This is a genomic window from Rothia similimucilaginosa (assembly GCF_029850985.2).
GTDB lineage: Bacteria > Actinomycetota > Actinomycetes > Actinomycetales > Micrococcaceae > Rothia.
In genome coordinates, this window is the sequence record NZ_CM138149.1 from 667,954 (window position 1) to 690,041 (window position 22,088).

The following is a 22,088-nucleotide window of genomic DNA, read 5'->3' on the forward strand; positions in this document are numbered from 1 at the left end:
GATTCTTATCAAGGTTCGTAGAGGAAGGTTAAGACCTCCATGTCTCACAGGGCTATTGTTTCTCGACGCGCCGCGCTGTCTTTGGGGGTGGTGTCCTTGGCGACGCTCGTGAGCTCTTGCGCGGGTCTTCCCTCAAACAATCGAGTGACTCAGTATAGCAGCGGCCTGGATGTGAAGAGCGTTAACACTTCTCCGGCTCGTGCTCCCAGTCCGCTGGCTGGTGCGACTCCAGAGGCGATTATTGAGGGTTTTGTGCGTGCCGGTGTGGATAGCATCGAGAACTATGCAGTGGCGCGCCAGTATTTGAGCTCTTCTTTTGCGGGCCGTTGGAACCCGATTGGTGCCACCCGCGTGTACCGTAATACGGTGCAGGCGCGTAGTGACGATAGCGGCAATGCTGAGGGTACGTATCATATGCGTTTCCAGCAGACTGCTACGGTGAGCAGTCAGGGTATTACGAGCACCTTCCCCGAGGCTCAGATTGAGACCCATGATTTCAAGATGGTCATGGAGGACAAGCAGTGGCGTATTAGCTCCTGCCCGGACGGTCTGTGGCTGGACGGTACCGAGTTTGAGCGCGTGTTTAGCCCGTGCCGCCTGTACTTCTATGACCGTGCGTTCCGTTATGCTGTGCCGGATATCCGTTGGTTCCCGCATACGGACCGCTATTTTGAGTTACTGGTGCGTACCCTGATGGCTGGCCCTGCGTCTTATTTAAAGGATGTTGCGTTCTCCGCGTTGAACGAGTCTATGCGCCTTGAAGCTGTGAGCATGAGCGATAACCAGGATATGCTGGTTCGCCTCTCCGGTGAACACTTAGACGATAACCGTTTGGCGCGTGTGCGTGAGCAGATTGTGCACGGTCTGACGAACTTTTCAGGTCTGGGTAAGACCGACGTGTTCTATAACGGCGCCCAGATTTCTGACTCTGATCCGAGCGGATTCTCTGCGGTGAAGCTGAATCCGGGTGTTCCCGCCCGCACTGTCGCTATTAATTCGAACGGCCAGATGGTGGCGCGCGATGACTATATGAGCAATACGGGCGAACAGTTGCTTCTGAGTGGTGTGAGCCAGTTGAGTTCCCCAGCGATGGGCTACTCTGCGGATGTTTACGCCTGCTTGGCGAACGATGCCGCGAGCCTGTACACGGTGTATCAGGGCAGTGTCCGCAGTGTGTGGCAGAGTACCGCTCTGACTGCTCCCAGTTTTGATGCGTATGGCTGGGTGTGGGTTGCCGATGGTGAGGGTGTTGTTCGTGCCTTCAAACCGGGTTCTGAGGATGCAACCGAGCGTGAGCGCGGTGTCGATATTGGTCTGTCCTGGCAGCGTAATTTGATCTTTACGAGCGTGAACGTTTCGCATGATGGTGCCCGCATGGCGATTGTGGCCTCTACTGAGGGTGCGTCAGCTGTGATTATTTCCGGTATTGTGCGTGATGATGCCGGTAAGCCTCTGCGCCTGACGGAGATAGTGCGTCTGAGTTCTTCTGTGACTCCGCGTAATGCCCGTTGGGCTGGCGACCAGAGCGTAGTGGTGGTGAACGTGAAGAATGGTGAGTCTGAGGTGATTTCCCTCAGTGGTGAAGAGACGAAGCTGGACCGTTTGGATGGTGTAATGACCATTTCGACAGCGGATAATACGTCGAATATTATTGCTCACCGTTCTGACGGTTCATGCTACCTGATGGAGGAGCGCGGCTGGATCCGTCTGGACACGACTCTGCATGAGATTAGTTACGCCGGTTAGCCGTGGGCAGGCGCGAGCGAGGAAAGGGTGCTCTCGGTGACTTCAGAACAGCGTGGTTTGAACGATTCCTCCAGCGTGCCCTCAAACAATGCGCGCTCTAGCAACGTGCCCTTGAACGAGCCTTTGACCCGCCTTGCCGGGGCTTTCAAGAATGCCAGCGGGGCTTTGGGCGAGGTATTGATGCCGCGTACCTGCCCGTGCTGTGCGGTGCCGGTCCTCTACGGTGCCGGCTCGCCGCTGTGTGAACAATGCTTGCCGCAGCTACGTTCGGCGTTGGCGCATGTGGAACGTGTGCAGGTTCTGCAACCTCTTGAAGGCGCGGTTGCTCCTGAGGTGCGTGCGGCGTCCCGTTACGTGGGCATTATGCCGCGTGCCCTGTTGGCGTTGAAGAACGCTGGTCGCACTGATTTGTTGCCACTGTTAGGCGAGGGGCTGGCGCGTAGCGTGTATGAGCTTCTTCGGGCGCATCGGGTTGAGCTTCAGAGCGCACCGGCGTCTTCTATCTCTCCTGTAGATGCTTCTGCAGCACCGGTTGAGGTGCTGCTGATTCCGGTACCGTCTTCGGCGCAGAGTGTGCGCCACCGCGGGTATGCGCCGGCGAATCTTTTGGTGCAGGAGGCGGCGCGTCAGCTCAATCAGCGTCTGCCCGACTCGGTGCGGGTGCGGGTTGTGGACGTCATTGGTTACGCGCCTCGTAATCGGCAGGGGAGCGGCGCCTCCTTATCTTCACGTGTGGGGTCTTCTCACATAGTGTCTTCTCTTCTGAGTGCTTCTGAGGCAAAGAACGAGCAGAAGACCCTGGGCGCTGTGGGCCGTGCCGAGCGGATGCACGGTGCTTTACGCGTCATGGAGCCTGCCCTGTGTTCGGGGCAGCTCAGTGTTATTTGTGATGACGTGGTAACCACCGGAGCGACCGCCTCTGAGATGGTGCGCGTGCTACAGGAATCAGGTTCGCGGGTGCTGGGTGTGTGTGCGGTTGCTGCGGTACCGAAAAGAATGCTGACATAGCGTTTCTTGTAATTAGTTGCAAGAGATACACGATTTTTAGCTCTTAAAGTTCGCAGACGGACGAGTAGCTATTATTTGGGCTAAATATTTGTCACATACAGTGATATACGGCATGTTTCGTACTAAAATGTGTGTAAGGGAACGGCACCGGAGTCGAATCCCCCGTACCGGGTCCAACCGGACGCGGTATAAGCCCCCAACCTGGAGGGAATGATCGTGGAAGTCAACATCTACGGCCGCAATATCAAGGTCACCGAACGCCTGGAAGAATACGTGAGCGACAAGGTTCAGAAGTTCGCTCAGCTCGGCGATAACGTGAAGGACATTGACGTCAAGTTCAGCAAGGACGGTCATCTGGGTGGCGAGTCCATCCGCGTTGAGATTACCGTCGTTGGTACCGGTCCTGTCCTCCGTTCCGAAGCCCAGGGTAACGATAAGTTCGCGGTCTTCGATGAAACCTACGGCAAGCTCCTGGAGCGTCTGCGCCGTGCACGTGACCGCCGCAAGCTGCACAAGCGCGGTGGCAAGCACCCCGTATCCGTGGCGGACGCTACCGGCTCGATTCCCGTGGTTACCGAAGCAATTACCGAGATTCTGTTGCCGGATATTCCGGTGGAAGAAGCAGCATTCGATAATAGTGAGGTGACCCTCGCCGATGAGGCAGCATCTCCCATTGAGATTCGCCACAAGAGCTTCAAGGGCGAGCGTCTGACTCCCGCAGAAGCTGTTGACCGTATGGAATTGGTCGGCCATGACTTCTACCTGTACATTGACAGCGAGACCGGGGCACCGGCTGCGGCATACCGTCGTAAGGGCTGGAGCTACGGCATCATTACTCTGGACGACGAGTAAAATCCAAGGTACCTGCTAACTGCTGAGGCGGCATGCCCAGTGAGCAGGCTAAAGACCCGGGCGGTCTGGAAACACGCACTGTGAATCTTCAGGCTCCCGGGTTTTTCTCTGCCTTCTACAGCTGAGGTTCTCAGCTCGGATTCTCAGTACGGGGTTGCGCCCGACCCCGGAACCCGGTGCTCCCTCCACCTCAGCAGAGGATGAATGACGCGCAACGTCACAAAATGTTACCTCTGGGCGTACAGCGTAAAAAATAGCTCGGACGGGTGAATTAGGCGGCTCTGCCATACAATATGTAGGAAGGCCTCACCGCGCGCACTTTTGCGCGCCCTTGGTGAGGGTACCGAAACAAGCAAGGAGTAGAAGCTCAGTGGCATCTTTCTTGGAGAAAATCCTCCGAACCGGCGATAAGAGGGTTCTGCGACAGCTCGAAGCGTACACTAAGGCGGTGAACTCGCTCGAGGACAGCTTCGCATCTATGACCGATGAGGAACTGCGAGCGGAAACTGACAAGTTCCGCGAGCGCGTCAACGACGGCGAATCCCTCGACATTATGCTGCCGGAGGCCTTTGCGGTAGTCCGTGAAGCATCCAAGCGCACCCTGGGCAAGCGCCACTACGACGTTCAGCTCATGGGTGGTGCAGCGCTGCACCTGGGTAACATTGCCGAAATGAAGACCGGTGAGGGTAAGACCCTCGTCGCGACCCTGCCCGCGTACCTGAATGCGCTGAGCGGCAAGGGCGTTCACATTGTGACTGTTAACGACTACCTGGCTGAGTACCAGGCGAACCTCATGGGTCGTGTGTTCCGCTTCCTCGGCATGGAGTGTGGCGTTATTCTCTCCTCCATGGAACCTGATGAGCGTCGTAAGCAGTACGCCGCAGACATTACCTACGGTACGAACAACGAGTTTGGCTTCGACTACCTGCGTGACAACATGGCATGGACCGTGGAGGAGCAGGTTCAGCGCGGTCACAACTTCGCCATTATCGATGAGGTGGACTCCATCCTGATCGATGAGGCGCGTACCCCTCTGATCATTTCCGGCCCCGCAGCCGGTGAGGCGAACCGCTGGTACGCAGAGTTCGCGCGTATTGCCGCAACCCTGCTCAAGCGCGGTGAAGACTACGAAGTAGATGAGAAGAAGCGCACCGTCGGTATCCTTGAACCCGGTATTGACAAGGTGGAAGACCACCTGGGTGTGAAGAATCTCTACGAATCCAAGAACACCCCGCTTATTGGCTTCCTGAACAACTCCATCAAGGCGAAGGAGCTGTTCACCAACAACAAGGACTACGTGGTCATTGACGGTGAAGTCCTGATTGTTGACGAGCACACCGGTCGTATTCTGCCGGGCCGCCGCTACAACGACGGCATCCACCAGGCGATTGAGGCGAAGGAAGGCGTCGAAATCAAGCCTGAGAACCAGACCATGGCGACTGTGACCCTGCAGAACTACTTCCGCATGTACGACAAGCTGTCCGGTATGACCGGTACCGCGGAAACCGAAGCGGCAGAGTTCATGAACACCTACGAGCTCGGCGTGGTGCCCATCCCCACCAACAAGGGTGTGCAGCGCATCGACAACCCCGATAAGGTGTACCGCGACGAAATCGCCAAGTTCAAGGCGGTCGTCAAGGACATTAAGGAACGCCACGAAAAGGGCCAGCCGATTCTGGTCGGTACCGCAAGCGTGGAGAACTCCGAATACCTGTCCCGCCAGCTGGCGAAGGCAGGCGTGCGCCACGAGGTGCTAAATGCAAAGAACAACGAGCGTGAGGCAGCTATTGTTGCGCAGGCGGGCCGTAAGGGCGCCGTCACCGTGGCAACCAACATGGCTGGTCGTGGTACCGACATTATGCTCGGCGGTAACCCCGAATTTGAGGCCGTCGAGAAGATGCGTGAGCTCGGCCTGGACCCGAACACCAACTCCGAGGCGTACGAGGCACGCTGGCCCGAGGTTCTGAAGGCCTGCGAAGACGCCGCAGCAGAAGAGCATAAGGAAGTCACCGAGCTCGGTGGCCTGTACGTGCTCGGTACTGAGCGTCACGAGTCCCGCCGTATCGACAACCAGCTGCGCGGTCGTTCCGGCCGTCAGGGTGACCCGGGGGAGTCCCGCTTCTACCTGTCGTTGACCGACGAACTGATGCGCCTGTTCAACACCGGCATGGCAACCCGCCTCATGTCGGCAGCCCCCGAGGACTCCGCACTGGACTCCAAGATCGTTAGCCGCGCTATCGCTACCGCGCAGGCAAACGTTGAGGGCCGTAACGCTGAGCAGCGTAAGAACGTGCTCAAGTATGACGATGTGCTCAACCGCCAGCGCGAAGCAATCTACAAGGACCGCGGCCGCATCCTGCACGGTGACGACCTGAAGGGCCAGATCTCCGGTTTCGTGGACGAAGTGCTGACCACCATCATTGACGCCCGTGTCTCTGAAGGTCACGCCGAGGATTGGGACTTCGACGAACTCTGGGATGCACTCAAGCAGGTGTACCCCATCTCCATCACCGTGGACGACTTAGCAGAGGACGCTGGAGACCGCACCAAGATTACTCGCGACCAGATCGTGAAGGAAGTTTTGGCGGACGCACACCTCATCTACGATGAGCGTGAAAAGAGCATCGGCGAAGAGAGCATGCGTGAAATTGAACGCCGCGTCATGCTGTCCGTCATTGGTGAGCGCTGGCCCGAGCACCTGTACGAGATGGAATACCTCAAGGAAGGTATCGGCCTGCGTGCAATGGCTCAGCGTGACCCGCTGGTCGAGTACCAGCGTGAAGGCTACGACATGTACCAGTTGATGCTCGGCGCGGTCCGTGAAGAGACCGTAACCTACCTGTTTAACCTGGACCTGTCCAAGCAGCGTACTCAGGCTTCTGCCGTACGTCTGGCTGAACCTTCGCGCCCGAAGTTCCTGCAGTACTCCGCCCCCGATGAGGACGGCCACGAGCAGGTTCACGTTGAGCGCACCAAGGAGAGCTAGCCTCGGCGTAAACTCGAAAACGCTATAGACGCAACAGAGAGGGTGCGAATCCAATACCGGATTTGCACCCTCTCTGCGTGTCTCTGCATGTCTGTGCGTGTTGTGTACGGGATACCTTAGTCTTCGTCCGTTCGGCTCTGAGGCTGCTCAATCGCGGTAATCAGCCACATACCGTGAATCAGGCGCATCTGCATGGTCACCACGCGAACCTTATCCGCACAACGCAGTAGCGCCACCACTTCGTAGAGCTCCTCGTGCACCTTCTGCGCTCGTACCCGCAACAGAACCGGCGGAAGAGTCAACAGCATCTCCTTGCGCACCTGGCGCGGATTTTTGGGGAAAAATGGTAGCAGACGGTGGAAACAATCCGCTGACACCCACTGCGCCAGCTGCTGACGTGAACGACGAGCCGACATGATCTCCAGATAAGCAATTGCCACACCCGCGCAACGACCCTCCAGCTGGCGAGTCAACGTATCCGCAGGGCGCAATGGACGGCCCCTCAACGCAGTCGGCGGGTGCTGCGCCGAATGCTGCTCATAACGCGGCAGCGGCAATAGTGAATAGACCGACGAGTTGTTCCTACTCTGCACCAGTGCCATCGTGCCCTGCCCTTGCTCCGGTAGCGGAGCGACCTGCGAGGCAGGCACAGGCTGAGCCACCGGATGGGAGGTACGTGCCGCCTGACGCTTTGAATACGGGCGGACGGGCTGATCGTTACGGGAGGCAGGCAATGCAGACTGAGCATGCGGCGGCGTCCACGGGGCGCGGGGGAGAAGGTTGGCGAAGCTCATGACGGCTCCTTTCAAGGCAGGGAATGTGAGGTGGGTTGAGCGAATGAGATTGAGTGTTTGAAAAGCTATCGGGTGAGAAAAGGCTAATGAACGGGTTGTTCGGGAATCTGCAGAACCTGCCCTGCGTAGAGCAGTTCGGCGTTCTGGCCCAGAGCGTCCTTATTCACCTCGTAAATATCGAGAGTGTAGTTGTAAATGGTGGAGGCGTCGGTGCCTTCCCCCAGTTGCTCAGCGGCAATAGACCAGAGGGTATCGCCTGTCTGGACCGTGTAGGAGTAGGTGCCCGCCTCAGCGCGGAGAGGAGAGAAGAACGGGCTGCGATCCTGCAGTGAGCCTGCCACTTCCGTGGGGTGAGGAGCCAACGGAATATCGGGAATCTTAGCAGAGAGGGCCAGGGGAGCGGAGGGCGCTTCCGGGGTGGTGCTGTCCATGGTGGTACTGGCAGGATCCGCATCTGAGACGGTGGCTGGGCTGGTCTCTGCCGCCGCGGTGCTCGTTGATGCTACGGCACCCATTGAATCTGTGGTCATGACTGCCGAAATAGTTGTCTGAGACAGTCCATCCGTGCCGTTTGCTCCGGCGTTGCTGGGCGTAACTACCGTAGCCTGAGCGGGAGCCAAGACCGCCCCCACTCCAAGAGCCGTGCCACCGAGCGTCAGAACGATGCGGCGCATAAAGCGCGGACGGAAAAACGCCGGAACCTTCAGAACTGCGCGGTCAGCGTTGTGGCTCGAAACGCGCAAAGACCAAGCGTAGAAGAGCGCGTAGATAAAACTGATGAACCACCAGGCGGTAATGAGGATTGCCGCCGCGCCAGCGCAGAGCAACGAAGCGTCAGCAAGAGGGTGCGCCGAAGGGATGCGGTGCAGGTTCACGCTCAACGCGCCCAAGACTGCTGCCGAAAGCAGGGGAGGGATGATGAAGAGTAGTGCGTCCTGGTAGTTTGCCTTAGCACTGGACTCGGTTGCAGAGTCTGCTGCGGCGGCTACCTCTGCACTGACAGTACGAGGCGCGGCTGCAGAGCGTGAAGCGACGGTGACAGGGCGTAAAGCGAAGGCTGCGGGGGCTGAGCCTGGAGTGGGAAGATGGTCCACAGTGACCTCCAAATGATGTATTTGATAGCTTTTGATGTTGCTTCATTTATACAGGAGGGTGCGCAAAAAATAAAGCAAAACGCATTAAAATGTATGAAAAATATATAATTTGATAGAATTTGCTTCAAAAATCAGGCTTGAGAATCATCATCTGACCAGAAAATGCTCCGGTTCGTATCTGCACCCCTCCTCAGGTAGGGTCATAGTATGAGCATGGAAAAGTTCCTACGAGACATTGAGGCGCGCCTCGCCTCCGAACGCGCCTGGGATATGGAACAAGACGCCCGTCAAGTCGCCCGTGTCCACTATTCAACTATCACCCTCGACGACCGCCTCCTCGCACAGGTTGGTGGCCCTATCCGCATCTGCGCCACCGACATGCAAACCTATGAAGGTAAGCTCGAAATGGTCGGCGAAGAATGGGTCAGCATCGATGCGCGCGGCGAAAACATTATCATCCTCCTGCGTGGAATGCTCTGGTGGGAAGGTGGCATCGCTCCTGGACGTGCTGATGTTCGCCCCGAACGCTACCGCATGAAAATCCAGCTCGCCCTCCGCTCCCTCGCAATGGCGCGTGAGCCCGTCCGCCTCTCCCTTGAAGGTGGCACCGTCAGCTACGATGGTGTGATTGAGCGAGTCGGCGCCGACTTCCTGGAATTGCGCCTACTCAACGGTGGCCAGTACCCGCGCATCTATGAACGCGACCAGTACTCGCGTGCAGCCTATGGCGTGCAGGGTGGTTACGGTCAGGGGGCCTCGGGGTACTCCCGTGCACCTCGCGGTGCTGGCGTGCGCACCATTCCGCTGGCTCGTATTAGCGCAGTCATTGCCCGTATCTCACGCTAAAAGCATAAGGTAAATAGTGGACAGTGCAATTCGTGGGAACTCCCGTAAAAACGCCTCGAGAAGTATAAATGCCCTTATAGAAGCAACAGTACACACAAAAAGGTCCGCCCCTCTCCATTGAAATCTCAACGAAAGGAGCGGACCTTTCTAAAACACTCAAGCATTACGCCCGCGAGGTGCATATCGAAATGCTAATCAACCTTAGCCTTAGGAGTGAGCTTGCCGGAAGCAATCGCCTCCAGAGTCTGCTCGTGGCGCTCGGTAATGTACTCTTCAAAGCGAGAGCGTTCAATACGCCACTGGTTACGTCCACCAATCTGAATGGCGGGAAGTTCGCCGCTGCGCACTAGAGCACGCACCTGCGAAAGCGAAACCTGCAGTTCCTCGGCAACGTCGCTCAGAGTGAGGAAACGAGGTGCAGTCATCAAATTATTCCTTTCCGTGAGTGAAATCCTGGGTCCCTTAGCCAACGTTAGTGGCCTTTTCTATAGAGTCCGTACTGAACATCTATTGAGTACTTTCAGTATATGTCATCACCGTGAAATTTGCTCGCAAAAAGCCTTATATGAGCTGAAAAGTTATCTAATTACCCATTCAAAAGGGGCAAGACTCAAAAATATTTCATAAACGCGACTCTTGAGAGAGAGTACTAAATGAAATATACTGTTAGGGTTAGTGTCAGAACCAGACAAAGCGCTATCGAAAGCACACCAATCGCTCATCGATCAGTTGAACAACACCGGAATCACCGCCGGCTTCCGCACCGAAAGGCACAACCACATCATGCGCATACGACAGAACGCGACGAAGCGTTCCACCCTCACCGAAACCCATACCAAGCGCCTCAAAAAGCCCACCGTCAAAGACTGGCGATTCATCCTCGGTGTACTTCTTGTGCTCGTCTCCATCACCGGTGTGCAGCTCTATGTGCAAGCCAACAACAGCAAAACTGAGTACTACACGGCTAAAAGCGAAATCCGCCTCGGCGAGAAGATCACCGAAGACAAACTCGCCCGAGTCGAAGCGAGCATCGACTCCGCCAAGGACAAGTACTTCACCAGCGCCGAAGCCGCACAGATAAACGGTAAAATCGCCACCCAGCGCATCCCCGCTGGCAACTTTATCAGCAAAGAATCTGTAGGTACCGAAACCTCCCCGGGACGCCGCCTTGCCACCGTCAGCGTTGACCGCACCGCCGCCTCCGCATTGAAGGCAGGTGAGCGTGTGGATGTGTGGACCTCCGGCCCGCGTAACCCCGACACTAAGAGCGATAACCGCAACGAAAATGGTGCCCGCGCCATCGTCACCAACGCCGAAATCGTTGCTGTAACGGTTGATGAAGGCGTACTCGGCGCCAACGGCAAGGCAACCGTGCAGCTGTGGGTCAAGGAAGAAGCCCTCGCCGCCCTCGTTAAGGAAAGCAATAGCGATTCCAAGATCAGCCTCATCCCCGGCACCTACGGGGAGGGTCAGTGAACATCCCCGTTATCCTCTACGGCGATGACGGCTCGCTCCTGAACCGCATCGAATCCCAGCGCGGCCGCGTCTCCGTGGCCCGCACCGTGCAGGACTTCAGCGAAGCCGTCGGAATGGCGCACACAGGTATCGCCCGTGTACTGCTTTGCGCCCACGTGCCTGCCGAAATGAGCGCCTCCACCGTAGACGCGCTCGCCGCTTCTGAAGTGCTCCTGGCGGTTATTGCCCCGGATAACTTGCCGCTGTCTACGCAGGCACACCGCATCCGCCCCGAAGCAGCCCTTGAAGAGATCCTGGGCTCGCTCGAACAGGCTGTGGATGCGGCGCTCGCCCGGCCCACCGCAGGATACGGCGTGCCTGCGCAGATTCCGGCTCAGCTGCCCAATCAGCCTATTGCCCGCCGTCCCGAGGCCGCCTACGGTCAGGATGCCGGTTACGGCTACGATGCAGGGTACGGCTACGGTCAGGATTATAGCGCTGCTGGCTATGGATCGGGCGGCTACGGCTACGACTCCGCCGCAGGCACTTCCTCAAATACCGTCGTGCCCTACGGAAGTTACGGAATCGACCCCGCAGTATCCGCTGGAAACGCACCCGGCGTGCACGACCCGGTAGAAGCCTCCTCTGTTGTGCCCAGCAACGAAGAATCCGTGCTCAGCCAGGCCGCCGCCATCGTCGACTCTTTCGCGCCCGGTAATGACTACGCCCTGCACGTGCAGAACGACAATAACGACGGCACCCTGCCTCAGCTCCCGGACATCAACCAGGACCTCGCCGCGCCCTCCCCCTACCAGCCCGGCCACCGCCTCGGCACAATTGTGACCGTCTGGGGTACCCACGGTGCGCCCGGTCGAAGCACCATTGCCTTCAACCTCGCCGCCCTCGCCGCGCAGCAGGGCCAGCAGGTCTGCCTCATCGACGCAGACACCTACGCGCCCAGCCTGGATGCGCTCATGGCACTCGAGGATACCGGCTCCGGCCTGGCAATTCTCTGCTCGGACGCCGACCGCGCCCAGCTCGACGAGAAAAAAGCCGGCGCCATTATGGAGCGTGTGCCCCTCAAAAACGGCACCTTCGACTTCTTGAGCGGCATTACTTCCTCCTCGCGTTGGCCCGAGGTGCGCGCCCGCGCCTTCGCCGAGGTACTCGAATGGCTCAAACACCGATATGATCTGGTCATCTGCGATGTTGCCGCCCCCATCGAGGTCGACGAGGAACTGACCTTTGATGGTCCGGCACCGCGCCGTAACGCCGCAACCCTCACCGCGCTCGGTTGCGCCGACCGCGTGATTGCGCTTGGAGAAGCGGACGTTATCGGCCTGCCACGCCTGATTAACCTCGCCCGCGAGGTGCAGTCGCGCCCGGATCTTTTCGCCCCCGAAACGGATGTGCAGTACTGGCTCAACCGCAGCCGCCGCGAAGCCGCCGGATTCAACCCCGAGGCGAAGATGCGTGATAACTGGGCACGCTACCTGTCGGTTCCGCTTACCGGTGTGATTCCGTATGAGCGTAAGGTCATGGACCGTTTGCGCCGTAACGGTGAAGCGCTGCTGGAGGTGTCGCCCCGCCACGCGGTTGTGCAGTCCTTGGAAGTGATGCTTGAAGGCATGTACGCTGTACGCGTCGGCGCATGCGTCAAGCCCGGCGCGTAGCGTGAGCCTAAAGCGCTAAAATTATTGTCTGTTAGAAGCGAGCACAAGAAGACCCGACCTACCGGTATAAGATCCCGAAATTGGGAGCGCCACCAGGTCGGGTTTTCTGCGCCTCACGCATATTGAGGGTAGGGGAGTAGCGCGAATATTTCACCTTAAAATTGAGGGGGTATCTCATTGCGCTGCGTAATATATGCGATTAAAAGTGCGCTCCAAGAAATGCTCTGTAAACTATTCCACGTATTGCCGTTTGAATGGGAATTGCGGCGAACAAGCCGTAAAATGGTTGAATCCACCCGAACTCATGGGAAGCACACAAACATATGTCTTTTACAGAAGCGACTCTGAGCGCCTACGACTTCGGTCCTGGCGATACTGAACGCATTCACCTCATCAAGGGTGAATGGCAGGTCATCTCTGATATTGCCCAGAGTGACCTGGTTTTATGGTTCCCCACCAACTACATTGTTGCCGACGGTAGCTCTCCGGATGCCGTATCCGGCCCCAGCGCAACCAGTAATTTCTGTGCCATTGCTCACGTGCGCCCCTCCAATGTCCGAACCCTCTTCCACCACGACATCATTGAGCACGAGATGGATGAGGCAATCCGCGACGAGGCATACCGCGTCTGGATTGACCAGAACATCAGCACTTACACCGACGAAGGAAGCGGTGAAGGCCTTGGCGCCCGCCCGCGCGTACACGTGACCTTCGTTCCCATCGTGCGCAATAACCGCACCATCGCATTGCTGACCAGCCACCGAGTCGCCGCCCCGAGCGGCTACCCGAGCATCAGCGGCGAAGTCTACGAGTATGTTGCCGATACCATGCTTTCCATGGTGCACTCCGGTCTGTGGCCCGATCCCCTCGCGGAGGGAAACAACACTCAGGGCAATCCCCGCGTAATTGATGGCATTATTGTGCTCGACCCTTCCGGTCGTGTGGTCGTCGCTTCCCCGAACGCAAACTCCATGTACAACCGTATGGGCATGACCGGCTACCTCGAAAAGCGAAACCTTGCCGATGTCACCCGCGCGATGCTCCCCGCTGGTGAACAGGCGGATGAAACCCTGCAACTGGTCCTTGCCGGTCGTAGTGACTTGCGCACCGAACTGGTCATTGCCCGTGCCCGCGTGACCATGCGATCCATCCCACTGCTGGCGCAGAAGCGTACCCGTATCGAACGTGAAGGCGCCGTGATTCTATGCCGCGATGTGACCGAGCTGCGCCGCCGCGAGCTGGAACTCATGACTAAGGATGCGACCATTCGCGAAATTCATCACCGCGTGAAGAACAACCTACAGACTGTGTCTGCTCTGCTGCGCCTGCAGTCGCGCCGTATGGCCACGGACGAGGCGCGTCAGGGCCTGGAGCAGGCGATGCGCCGCGTGGCAACGATTGCTACCGTGCACGAGGCGCTCTCGCAGGGTCTGACCCAAAACGTCGACTTTGACGAGCTGATTGAGCGTCAGTTCCACCTTGCCGCTGAGCTTGCTTCCCCCGGTCAGCACGTGTCCACCAAGCTGATTGGATCCTTTGGAGCTTTGCCGAGCCAGTTCGCCACCCCTCTGGCACTGGTTATCAACGAGGTTGTCGCGAACGCCGTGGAGCACGGCCTGGACGGTGAGACCGGCACTGTGACCCTTGAGGGCATTCGCGGTATCAATGATGAGGGTGAGAACATCCTCACCGTTGTGATTACCGATGACGGTAAGGGCATGGGTGATAAGAAGATTGAAGAATCCGGCCCCGACGCGTACCGCCCGGTGACCGGCAAGGAAGGTCTTGGTATGCAGATTGTGCGCACCCTGGTAGCGAGTGAGCTGAACGGCTCGATCCGCTGGGAGGCTAACGAACCGACCGGTACCCGCGTGGTCATTACCGCGGTGCTCATCTAAGCCTCTTCTTACATGACATATGGAACTGCCGCCGCCCCGAGTACGGGGTGGCGGCAGTTTGCTGTCTCGAAGGGTTCTGTATATGGCAAAAGCGTGGTGCAGTAACTCTAAATCACTGCACCACGCTTTTGATGCCCTATTGAATACTCCGGAAGTTAGGATGCACGGCGGGCACGAGCTGCGCGACGCTTCATCGCACGACGCTCGTCTTCACTGGTGCCACCCCATACGCCGGAGTCCTGGCCGGTCTCGATGGCCCACTTCAGGCAGACGTCTACAACCTCGCAAGAGCGGCAGACGGTCTTTGCCTCTTCAATCTGCAACAGGGCAGGTCCGGTGTTTCCTACGGGGAAGAACAGCTCCGGATCCTTATCCAAACAAGCTGCACGACTACGCCAATCCACGGTGGACCTCCTTCATGATTTACGGTCTCACGCGGTGGCAAGACACATCTATTTTCCTGTGCGCGTGTCAAATACATCCGCTGATGGGATGCTCACCCAGCGTTAGGGTGAAAATTGACTTATCAACTTTCGCATGTTGGAGCGGATGTGACAAGTACTTTTCTCTAAAAACTTCAGTATTACACTGAGTCATCTATCACTTAGGTAAACCTTTGTCTAATTGAGGGGATGGGGAATCGCATGCTGACACGCATATCCTGCGCCGCGTCTCATAGATGAGATGCGGGCGGCTGGGGGAGCGGCGCCTCATGCATAATATAAAGCGGTACCTACCCCTGAAATACCGCACCGATGACGAGGCGGTGAACCTGAGACGGGGGAGCACCCCCGCTAACGCACTAGCGCATCGGACAAATGCCAGCCCATCGGACCGAATACACCCCGGTCTGCCCCAACACTACCATGAGGAGCCCACCGTGACGTCACGCCCGTTCAACGTCATCTATGCATTCGTTCTGACCGAAGTCTTCGCGGCATACATTCTGATTCGCGGTATCCTCTACCCCTTTATCGTCAGCGGCATGTCTACCGCTCAGGCGATTGTGGGCGGCGTACTCCAGGTGCTTATCGCTGCGGGCATGACCTACTTCGGCCTGCGTTTTTACCGCGGCCGCTTCGGTTCGCGCCTGCCCATGATCCTAATTACCCTCTGTGCCCTGTGGGTCACCGCAAGCACCTTCGTCATGAACATGAGCGCTTACGGCCTGAATATTGGCCAGGCCATCACGATTGCGGGTGTTATTGGCGCAGCGGCTGCCTTCATCTTTGTGCTTATGCCCAGTAGCCGCCGCTATATTGAGGCGGTCACCGAGGCGTCGGGCGAAGAAGCAGAGAAGTACAGCCGCCGATACCGCTAAATCCCTAGAGCGTAAAACCCTAGCGCCGCTAAACCCTAGATAGCTGGCTCTAGAGTGCTCAGCTCTAGACTGCTACCGGCACCTTCTGCGTAGCTGTTACAGCCTGTGTAGCCGTGGCCAGCGCCAGGGGAACCTGTGCCGCGCACACGGAGGCACCATCCATTACCACAAGACGACCAGCGGGCTGCTCGCCCTGTGTGAATCGATCCAGAGGCAGTGCGGTCACTGTGCACATGTCAGCATCCGCCAAGGATGCGGGTGCGAGCAGAAGCGCACGCGAGCATCCCATGAGCGCAGCCAGCAGGGGTGAGGAGGCGCGCCTCGGCCACGGCGTGTAGGCGACCAGCATGGCGCGGAACTCACCGCGACGCTCCAGAAGTAGCTGCTGAACGGCGGGGGAGAGATACTGCAGGTCATCGATGAATACGAGCGTGCGCGCGGGGTTTTTTACCGAGTCCAGGAGCGCACGGGTATGTTCCACACTCGGTGGCTCATCCATGGTGCCGCCCGAACCCTCAAGGACGAGGGTGCTCAGCTGCGGGTTGAGCTGAGCAATGCTTTCCAGCAGGGTGCTTTTACCCGCCGACCGGGAACCCTGCACCGGAACTACCGCGCCAGCCGGGGTGTTCAACCAGACCGGCATCTGCCCGCGGTCAAAGGCGACCAACAGTTTAGCGCCCCGTGGATTGCAGGTGGCGTGGGTGGCGGTCACGTACTCGGCCGAGGGCATGCGATAGTACTCGGGGAACTGCCGCAGAAGAGTGCCCGGGCGAGTGTCTGACCCTTTAGAAGCGCTCGCGGCGTTACCCCGCAGAACCTGAACCAGCTCCTGGAAACCCGCAACGCAGGGCGAAAGAATTGAAGCGCTCAGCGGCTGATCCCCAATCAACTCCTCATTAATGGCACCCTCCACGCAGTAGTGGCTCTGTGCCGGAGTCGGGTAGTCCTTGTTTGTTGAACGCATCAGGTCAGCATCCAGGAAGCGGCGGCTCAACAGCGTGGAATGCGCCGCAGCGGCGAAACGACCGCGCGGGTTCAACGCGGAGGTGAACGCCACCGAATAGCCGCGGCGGCACCCCTGTGAGAGCAGATCATAGAGCAGGTTCTCCGTATCGGGTTGGCGAACTAGCGACTCCAGCCAAGTGTCTAGACCATCCACGACAATGAGCGGGCGGGTGGAAGCCTCGGCACCCCACAGGTTCGGGGTGCGCAGCTCCTCCAGGCAGAACCGCAGATGTGAAAGTTCCTGCGCACCCACGAGCGCCTCAAAGGCACCGGCGTAAGGTTCCAGGTCGCGGTAGAGCGCGCCGTCAGAGGTCAGCAGAACAACCGGCGTGCGGGCGGCGAACGCCTGAGCTAAAAGCCCGTAGAGCATCGGGGCTCGTTCGGCGCTCTGCGCCAGCAATGCCAGCGCCTGCTGACCCGACCAGCTGATCGGGCGGCGCACGCCGTAGCGGGCAATCTCCAGCTCACCCAATAGATACCCTTCGGAGGCAGCACCAGAGTTTGCAGGTTCCTGCGGGGTGGCGGCCCGGTCAATGCCGTACGCTACCGGTTCGCTAACCGGCGCCTCCAACACAGGCAGCAGGGTGTTCTCGGGAAGCTCCGGCGGAATCGGGCAATACTCATCCTGAACCACCGCATTCTTCTGAAGACTCCTCGGCGCGTACTCGCGTTCATAGAGCGTACGAATCTGCTGCGCCGAACGAATCAGCAGCTCATCCTCATTTCTGCTGCCCTTCTGAATGGCAGAAGTGGCAGTCAGCTCACGCCAGCCGCCCTCCTCTAGCCTCAACACCTGCACCGGGCGGGCATCGCTGCTCGAGGGGACCGCATCCACCAGCGGGGCGCGGAACGGTAGGGAACGGCCATCCGGCAGGCGCACATACCCGGCACCCGGATGCGCGGCCGAAATATACGCCGCAGACTCATGCTCCAGCAGGTTATAGGAATCCTGCGCGCTCGCTACGCGCAAGCAAATACTCGCGGCAATATTGGCGCGAATATCCTGCGAAATAGCACCCTGCGGACGCTGAGTCGCCAACACCAGATGCAGACCCAGCGAGCGACCAATCGTGGCGATGCGCATTAGCTCAGCCATAGCATCCGGCATGGAATCGATGAGCATTCGGAACTCATCCACCACAATCAGCAGCTCGGGGTAGTGCGGAGTCGTGCCCGCCGCCTGACAGGAGGCCAGGTAATCGCGGTAGGAGTTTATGCCGAGCGCCTGCAGATCCACCTCGCGGCGGTGAATATCGGCGCGCAAAAATTCGAGCGCACGCTCCACCGCGGATACATCAAAATTACTCAACACGCTGAGCGCATGCGGCAGCTGAGCCAGAGGGCCCAAACCAGCCGAGCCCTTGAAATCCACCAGAATCAGGCCGAGGCGTTCGGGCGGGTAACGTAGCGCAGCGCTGAGCACCAGCGAACGCAACAGCTGCGACTTGCCTGCACCGGTCGTGCCACCGAGTAACCAGTGCGGACCGTGCTCAGACAAACCAATATTCAGCGAGCCACCCGAAGAAACACCTAGGTAGCAGCGAATATCGGAGGCGTAACACTGAGCCGACCAGCGCTGCAGAACAGACTCCACCGCCATGTCATCGGCGCGGTTCCTTTGCCGCGCACTCTGCGACTGGAGAGAAGAGAAAAGATGTGCCGACTGGTGCACCTGCGCCTCACTGAGCGCGCCCTGCTCCTGCTCGCACCCGACGCGGTACAGGTTCTCAAGAGCGGCACAGAACGCCTTAACGCTGAGCCCATCGGCGTGCTGACACAGACCCTCACACGCCAGAGGATGCACCTGGTAGACACCCTCGATGGGCTGCATCGGAGGCGCCGCATAGCCCTGCGCGCGGTAGCGGATGCTCTGATGATGGCTACCTTCACTCGCGCACTCAACCCAGGCGGCACCAAAAAGCGCACCGGGTGCATGGGCGGAACTATCTCCCTCAGCGCTATCCAGCACGCAGAGCGCTGGGGCATTCACCTTTTGTTCACGCGGGGAAGTGAATGCACGGGACTGTGAAGACTCCGCGACCGCCTCAGAGGTCAGCGAGGTCAGCAGGGGAGCGTAGATAGCGCTCGCCTGCTGGGGCATGAGAATCAGCGGCGGACAAGATGCGGAAAGCTCCGACTGCAAGCTGCTCTGTAGGGCCTGCAGATACTTCTCCTGCTGTACACCCGGCAGACAATGCACACTCACCCCCGGCACCACAGCCAGAGTCTGCATCAGACGATTAGTTCGCTGCTGGCCAGCGCTATCAGCGCTACCCAGCAGAATGTGCATCGAACCGGGATAGCCTGCCACTAGCTGCACCAGGTAGGCGCGCAGATGCGCTTCCTCCAGCTTCAGGTAGTGACCGAGAGCCGGGGTTGGGAGCGGTAGATAGTGGGGTGCATCCTGCTTCTCCAGAGCGCCCAGCGGGAGGTTGCGGCCGCGCAGGTAGGGGTGGCGAGGACCGCACCCGAGCACAATAGCGAGGTAGGCGGCATCATGCAGGGCAGAGGGACCTGAAATCGCCAGGTCTCCCGCGGTCGGCAGGGCGAGAGCACGTTCCTTTTCTTGCAACGCCGCCTGATGAGTCTGCTGCGATGCGGCACGGCTCTCCGCCTGACCACCAAAGAAATGCAGAAGCATCAGCAGTGAAGATGCCGCAGACATCAGCAGAAGGAACCACATGCCTGTCGCCAGCGCAATAATCAGACCCACCACAATTGGCAGGCATACGCTCAACAGAATCTGCTTGAGCTTACGCGGTACGGGAGGGTTCACCCCCACCGGCTCAAAGGGATTGCTGGTATTGCCCAGGGGAGCGAGTGTTTGCACGGGCTCGCCGGAGGAAGAATCGGAGGAAGAATCGGAGGAAGAGCCGGGGGTAGCGGCGGTGACACTTGCCTTCTGCGCGGTGTGTTCGCCGTCGGTGCTGGGGGAGGTAAGTACGCAGAGTGAAGAGCCGAGGCGGAAGGGCTCGTTCCAGTGCAGGATGTACGGCTCGGCGTTCTGCCCCCTCATGCTGCCCTGTACCTTCTTACTTCCCTGCATTTTCTCGCTACCCCCGCTCGTGGCGGGATGCTTCTCGATCCAACGGATGCCGGAGCTATCGGCGTAGAAGCTGCCGTGCACCGGCTTGAGGAAGGGGTCCTGCAGATGGATATGGTGTGGTTGGTCTCCTCCGCGGGCAGTTAGCGCTGCCCTGCCGAGGCTGGTGCGGCCGCGGCTGATGGGGAAGGTTGTGCCCGCGTTGGGGCCCCGCAGAATGTTCAGGAGGCTGACGGCGGGCGCGTTCAGTGGCTGAGAATTCAGGGACTGAGATTCGTTCGGAATGTGGATATTTAGCGTTGTCGAGGCGTTGAGGGGGTCCTTATTGTGCTCGGGGTGTAGCTGGAATGTCGTCTCCTGTGCTTTAGCGCGCGCGCCGGGTGCAGAGCGTTGCAGAGCGTGGTTGAGTGCCTGCTCTAGAGCCTGCTGGTTTGCGTTACCTGCGCTACCGGGGTGCAGCTGTATTCCGTTGGATGCCACCTCGCCGTCGAGTCGGAGTACGCGAGGGTAGGGGAGCGCGTCGGTGGTGTTGTGGTGGTCGAGAAAGAAGAGAGTCATACTCTCAGAAAATATTAAAAACTATCAAAGCTCAATAAATTATCTGTAAATAAACTAATATGTTCGTATTTTTTGAATTTTTCACCCCAATTTTCAAAAAGCTGTGGATAAACCGTCCCAATCACCTCTCGTATGCACCGGCGCGCCTCCCCAAATATGCCGGCAGGGGTGCTTTTCTTGTAGCGGGTGAGAGCGTTGAAGTGCCCGCTCTGATCTGTTGCTTGTGTTTGCAGCCCTATGTGGCGGCTAATTACCGTAGTAAATAGAGTGGGGTGAATATTTACCCATAAATAAAATTCTTTTATTGTGAGCAGGCCGTAAAAATGCGCAGAAGAAAGAACTTTCTTAGACCCGTTTGACCTCGGGGCTTGTGAAGAATATCCACCCAGAGAAAGAGGGCGCGAACAATAGTCCAAAAGTCCCTAAAAGCACGTCATAAGTATGTGTAGTGCTTGATAAACAGGTATCTTAGATTATGACTATATCCATCACGGGAGGGGTTTTTGTACCCGCCCGTGCGGATTGCGGCGCGACTGAGAACCCTCGGATGTGTCCAATCTGGTAGGTGAATACCGCCCTCGCAGAAGCGGCGGTGCGCCGTGATAATACAGGAGAAAACATTGACCGCTGACCTCGTAGTAGTCGGTTCGGGCCTCTTTGGTCTGACCATCGCAGAACAGGCTGCCACTGAGCTGGGCCTGAAAGTTGCCCTGCTGGACCGCCGTTCCCACATCGGTGGTAACGCATACAGCGAGAAGGAGAAGCAGACCGGTATTGAGGTGCACCGCTACGGTGCGCACCTGTTCCACACCTCCAACGAGCGTGTCTGGGAGTATGTGAACCGTTTCACCAAGTTCACCAACTACGTACACCGCGTGTACACCCGCCACAACGGCATCGTATACCCCATGCCCATTAACCTGGGTACCATCAACCAGTTCTTCAACGCAGCTTACTCTCCCGCAGAAGCAAAGGCGCTCATCGCTGAGCAGGCTGGTGAGCTGGCTGGCACCGACCCGCAGAACCTGAACGATAAGGGTATCTCCTTGATTGGTCGCCCCCTGTACGAGGCGTTCATCAAGCACTACACCGCTAAGCAGTGGCAGACCCCGCCGGAAGAGCTGCCCGCATCCATCATTTCCCGTCTGCCGGTTCGCTACAACTACGACAACCGCTACTTCAACGACAAGTACGAGGGTCTGCCCGTTGACGGCTACGCAGCATGGCTGGAGCGTATGGCGGCGCACCAGAACATTGAGGTGCACCTGAACACTGACTTCTTCGAACCCGGCCACCAGTACTCTCGCGAGAACGTCCTGGGTCAGATTCCCGTGGTCTACACCGGTCCGGTTGACCGCTACTTCGACTATGCTGAGGGCGACCTGTCCTGGCGTACCATCGACCTGGAAGAAGAGGTCCTGCCGATTGAGGACTTCCAAGGCTGCTCCGTGATGAACTACCCCGATGCTGATGTTCCGTTCACCCGCATCCACGAGTTCCGTCACTTCCACCCCGAGCGTGACTACACTAAGGACGCAACCGTCATCATGCGCGAGTACTCTCGCTTCGCTAACAAGGGGGATGAGCCGTACTACCCGGTCAACACCTCCGTGGACCGTGAGAAGCTGCTGGCGTACCGCGACCTGGCTAAGGGCGAGAACAACGTGCTGTTCGGTGGTCGCCTGGGTACCTACAAGTACCTCGATATGCACATGGCTATCGGTGCTGCACTGTCCATGTTCGACAACAAGATCCGCCCGCACTTCGCTAACGGGGCGAAGATCGAGTCCGGTGGTGTCGACGCATAAC

Annotated in this window: 16 protein-coding genes; 10 read left to right on the forward strand and 6 right to left on the reverse strand. The window is 58.3% G+C overall.

Annotation, left to right across the window (positions count from 1 at the left end; all coding sequences use genetic code 11):
• Positions 1–39 precede the first annotated feature (39 nt).
• From QFX07_RS02850 to secA, 4 genes are all read left to right on the forward strand, one after another.
• Entirely contained in the window at positions 40–1,746 is a 1,707-nt protein-coding gene (locus QFX07_RS02850) for an LpqB family beta-propeller domain-containing protein (protein ID WP_279789503.1), read from the forward strand.
• Positions 1,747–1,782: 36 nt separating this feature from the next.
• Positions 1,783–2,754, forward strand: coding sequence for a ComF family protein (locus QFX07_RS02855; protein WP_279755089.1), 972 nt, complete (start codon positions 1,783–1,785; stop codon positions 2,752–2,754).
• Between the two features lie 216 nt (positions 2,755–2,970).
• Positions 2,971–3,606: a ribosome hibernation-promoting factor, HPF/YfiA family gene (gene hpf / locus QFX07_RS02860; RefSeq protein ID WP_314078916.1), complete on the forward strand. Its 636-nt coding sequence runs from the start codon at positions 2,971–2,973 to the stop codon at positions 3,604–3,606.
• Positions 3,607–3,976: 370 nt separating this feature from the next.
• Positions 3,977–6,592 carry a preprotein translocase subunit SecA gene (secA, locus tag QFX07_RS02865; RefSeq protein WP_279742107.1) on the forward strand — a complete coding sequence of 872 codons (2,616 nt, stop codon included), beginning with the start codon at positions 3,977–3,979 and terminating at the stop codon, positions 6,590–6,592.
• Positions 6,593–6,708: 116 nt separating this feature from the next.
• Here secA and QFX07_RS02870 read toward each other — a convergent pair whose 3' ends face one another.
• Positions 6,709–7,386 (reverse strand): Rv3235 family protein, encoded by a 678-nt coding sequence (locus tag QFX07_RS02870; RefSeq protein ID WP_279742106.1) that lies wholly within the window; start codon positions 7,384–7,386, stop codon positions 6,709–6,711.
• 83 nt (positions 7,387–7,469) lie between these two features.
• On the reverse strand, positions 7,470–8,480 hold the full coding sequence (locus QFX07_RS02875) for a LysM peptidoglycan-binding domain-containing protein (protein WP_279742105.1): 1,011 nt from the start codon (positions 8,478–8,480) through the stop codon (positions 7,470–7,472).
• A 207-nt stretch (positions 8,481–8,687) separates the two neighbouring features.
• Here QFX07_RS02875 and QFX07_RS02880 point away from each other — a divergent pair, with 207 nt between their 5' ends.
• The gene (locus QFX07_RS02880) at positions 8,688–9,326 is read left to right on the forward strand and encodes a histidine kinase (protein WP_279755090.1); all 639 of its coding nucleotides are present in this window, start codon (positions 8,688–8,690) and stop codon (positions 9,324–9,326) included.
• A 191-nt stretch (positions 9,327–9,517) separates the two neighbouring features.
• Here the strand turns inward: QFX07_RS02880 and QFX07_RS02885 are convergent, their stop codons facing one another.
• Positions 9,518–9,751 (reverse strand): helix-turn-helix domain-containing protein, encoded by a 234-nt coding sequence (locus QFX07_RS02885; RefSeq protein ID WP_279742103.1) that lies wholly within the window; start codon positions 9,749–9,751, stop codon positions 9,518–9,520.
• Positions 9,752–10,001: 250 nt separating this feature from the next.
• On the opposite strand from QFX07_RS02885, the gene QFX07_RS02890 reads away from it, so the two are divergent.
• From QFX07_RS02890 to QFX07_RS02900, 3 genes are all read left to right on the forward strand, one after another.
• A complete protein-coding gene (locus QFX07_RS02890; RefSeq protein WP_279755091.1) occupies positions 10,002–10,802 on the forward strand; it encodes an SAF domain-containing protein in 801 nt (266 codons plus the stop codon).
• Positions 10,799–12,454: an AAA family ATPase gene (locus QFX07_RS02895; RefSeq protein ID WP_279755092.1), complete on the forward strand. Its 1,656-nt coding sequence runs from the start codon at positions 10,799–10,801 to the stop codon at positions 12,452–12,454. Before QFX07_RS02890 ends, QFX07_RS02895 begins: the two co-directional genes overlap by 4 nt.
• A 323-nt stretch (positions 12,455–12,777) precedes the next feature.
• Positions 12,778–14,352 carry a sensor histidine kinase gene (locus QFX07_RS02900; RefSeq protein ID WP_279742100.1) on the forward strand — a complete coding sequence of 525 codons (1,575 nt, stop codon included), beginning with the start codon at positions 12,778–12,780 and terminating at the stop codon, positions 14,350–14,352.
• 155 nt (positions 14,353–14,507) lie between these two features.
• On the opposite strand, the gene QFX07_RS02905 is transcribed toward QFX07_RS02900, so the two are convergent.
• Positions 14,508–14,756, reverse strand: coding sequence for a WhiB family transcriptional regulator (locus QFX07_RS02905; protein ID WP_005505386.1), 249 nt, complete (start codon positions 14,754–14,756; stop codon positions 14,508–14,510).
• A 476-nt stretch (positions 14,757–15,232) separates the two neighbouring features.
• Here QFX07_RS02905 and QFX07_RS02910 point away from each other — a divergent pair, with 476 nt between their 5' ends.
• Positions 15,233–15,673 carry an alpha-N-acetylglucosamine transferase gene (locus QFX07_RS02910; protein ID WP_279755093.1) on the forward strand — a complete coding sequence of 147 codons (441 nt, stop codon included), beginning with the start codon at positions 15,233–15,235 and terminating at the stop codon, positions 15,671–15,673.
• 64 nt (positions 15,674–15,737) lie between these two features.
• Here the strand turns inward: QFX07_RS02910 and QFX07_RS02915 are convergent, their stop codons facing one another.
• Complete coding sequence (locus QFX07_RS02915; RefSeq protein WP_279755094.1) at positions 15,738–20,279, reverse strand: FtsK/SpoIIIE domain-containing protein; 4,542 nt, start codon at positions 20,277–20,279, stop codon at positions 15,738–15,740.
• Between the two features lie 14 nt (positions 20,280–20,293).
• Positions 20,294–20,695 (reverse strand): hypothetical protein, encoded by a 402-nt coding sequence (locus QFX07_RS02920; protein WP_279755095.1) that lies wholly within the window; start codon positions 20,693–20,695, stop codon positions 20,294–20,296.
• A 204-nt stretch (positions 20,696–20,899) separates the two neighbouring features.
• On the opposite strand from QFX07_RS02920, the gene glf reads away from it, so the two are divergent.
• On the forward strand, positions 20,900–22,087 hold the full coding sequence (glf, locus tag QFX07_RS02925) for a UDP-galactopyranose mutase (RefSeq protein WP_279755096.1): 1,188 nt from the start codon (positions 20,900–20,902) through the stop codon (positions 22,085–22,087).
• The last annotated feature ends 1 nt before the right edge of the window (position 22,088 follow it).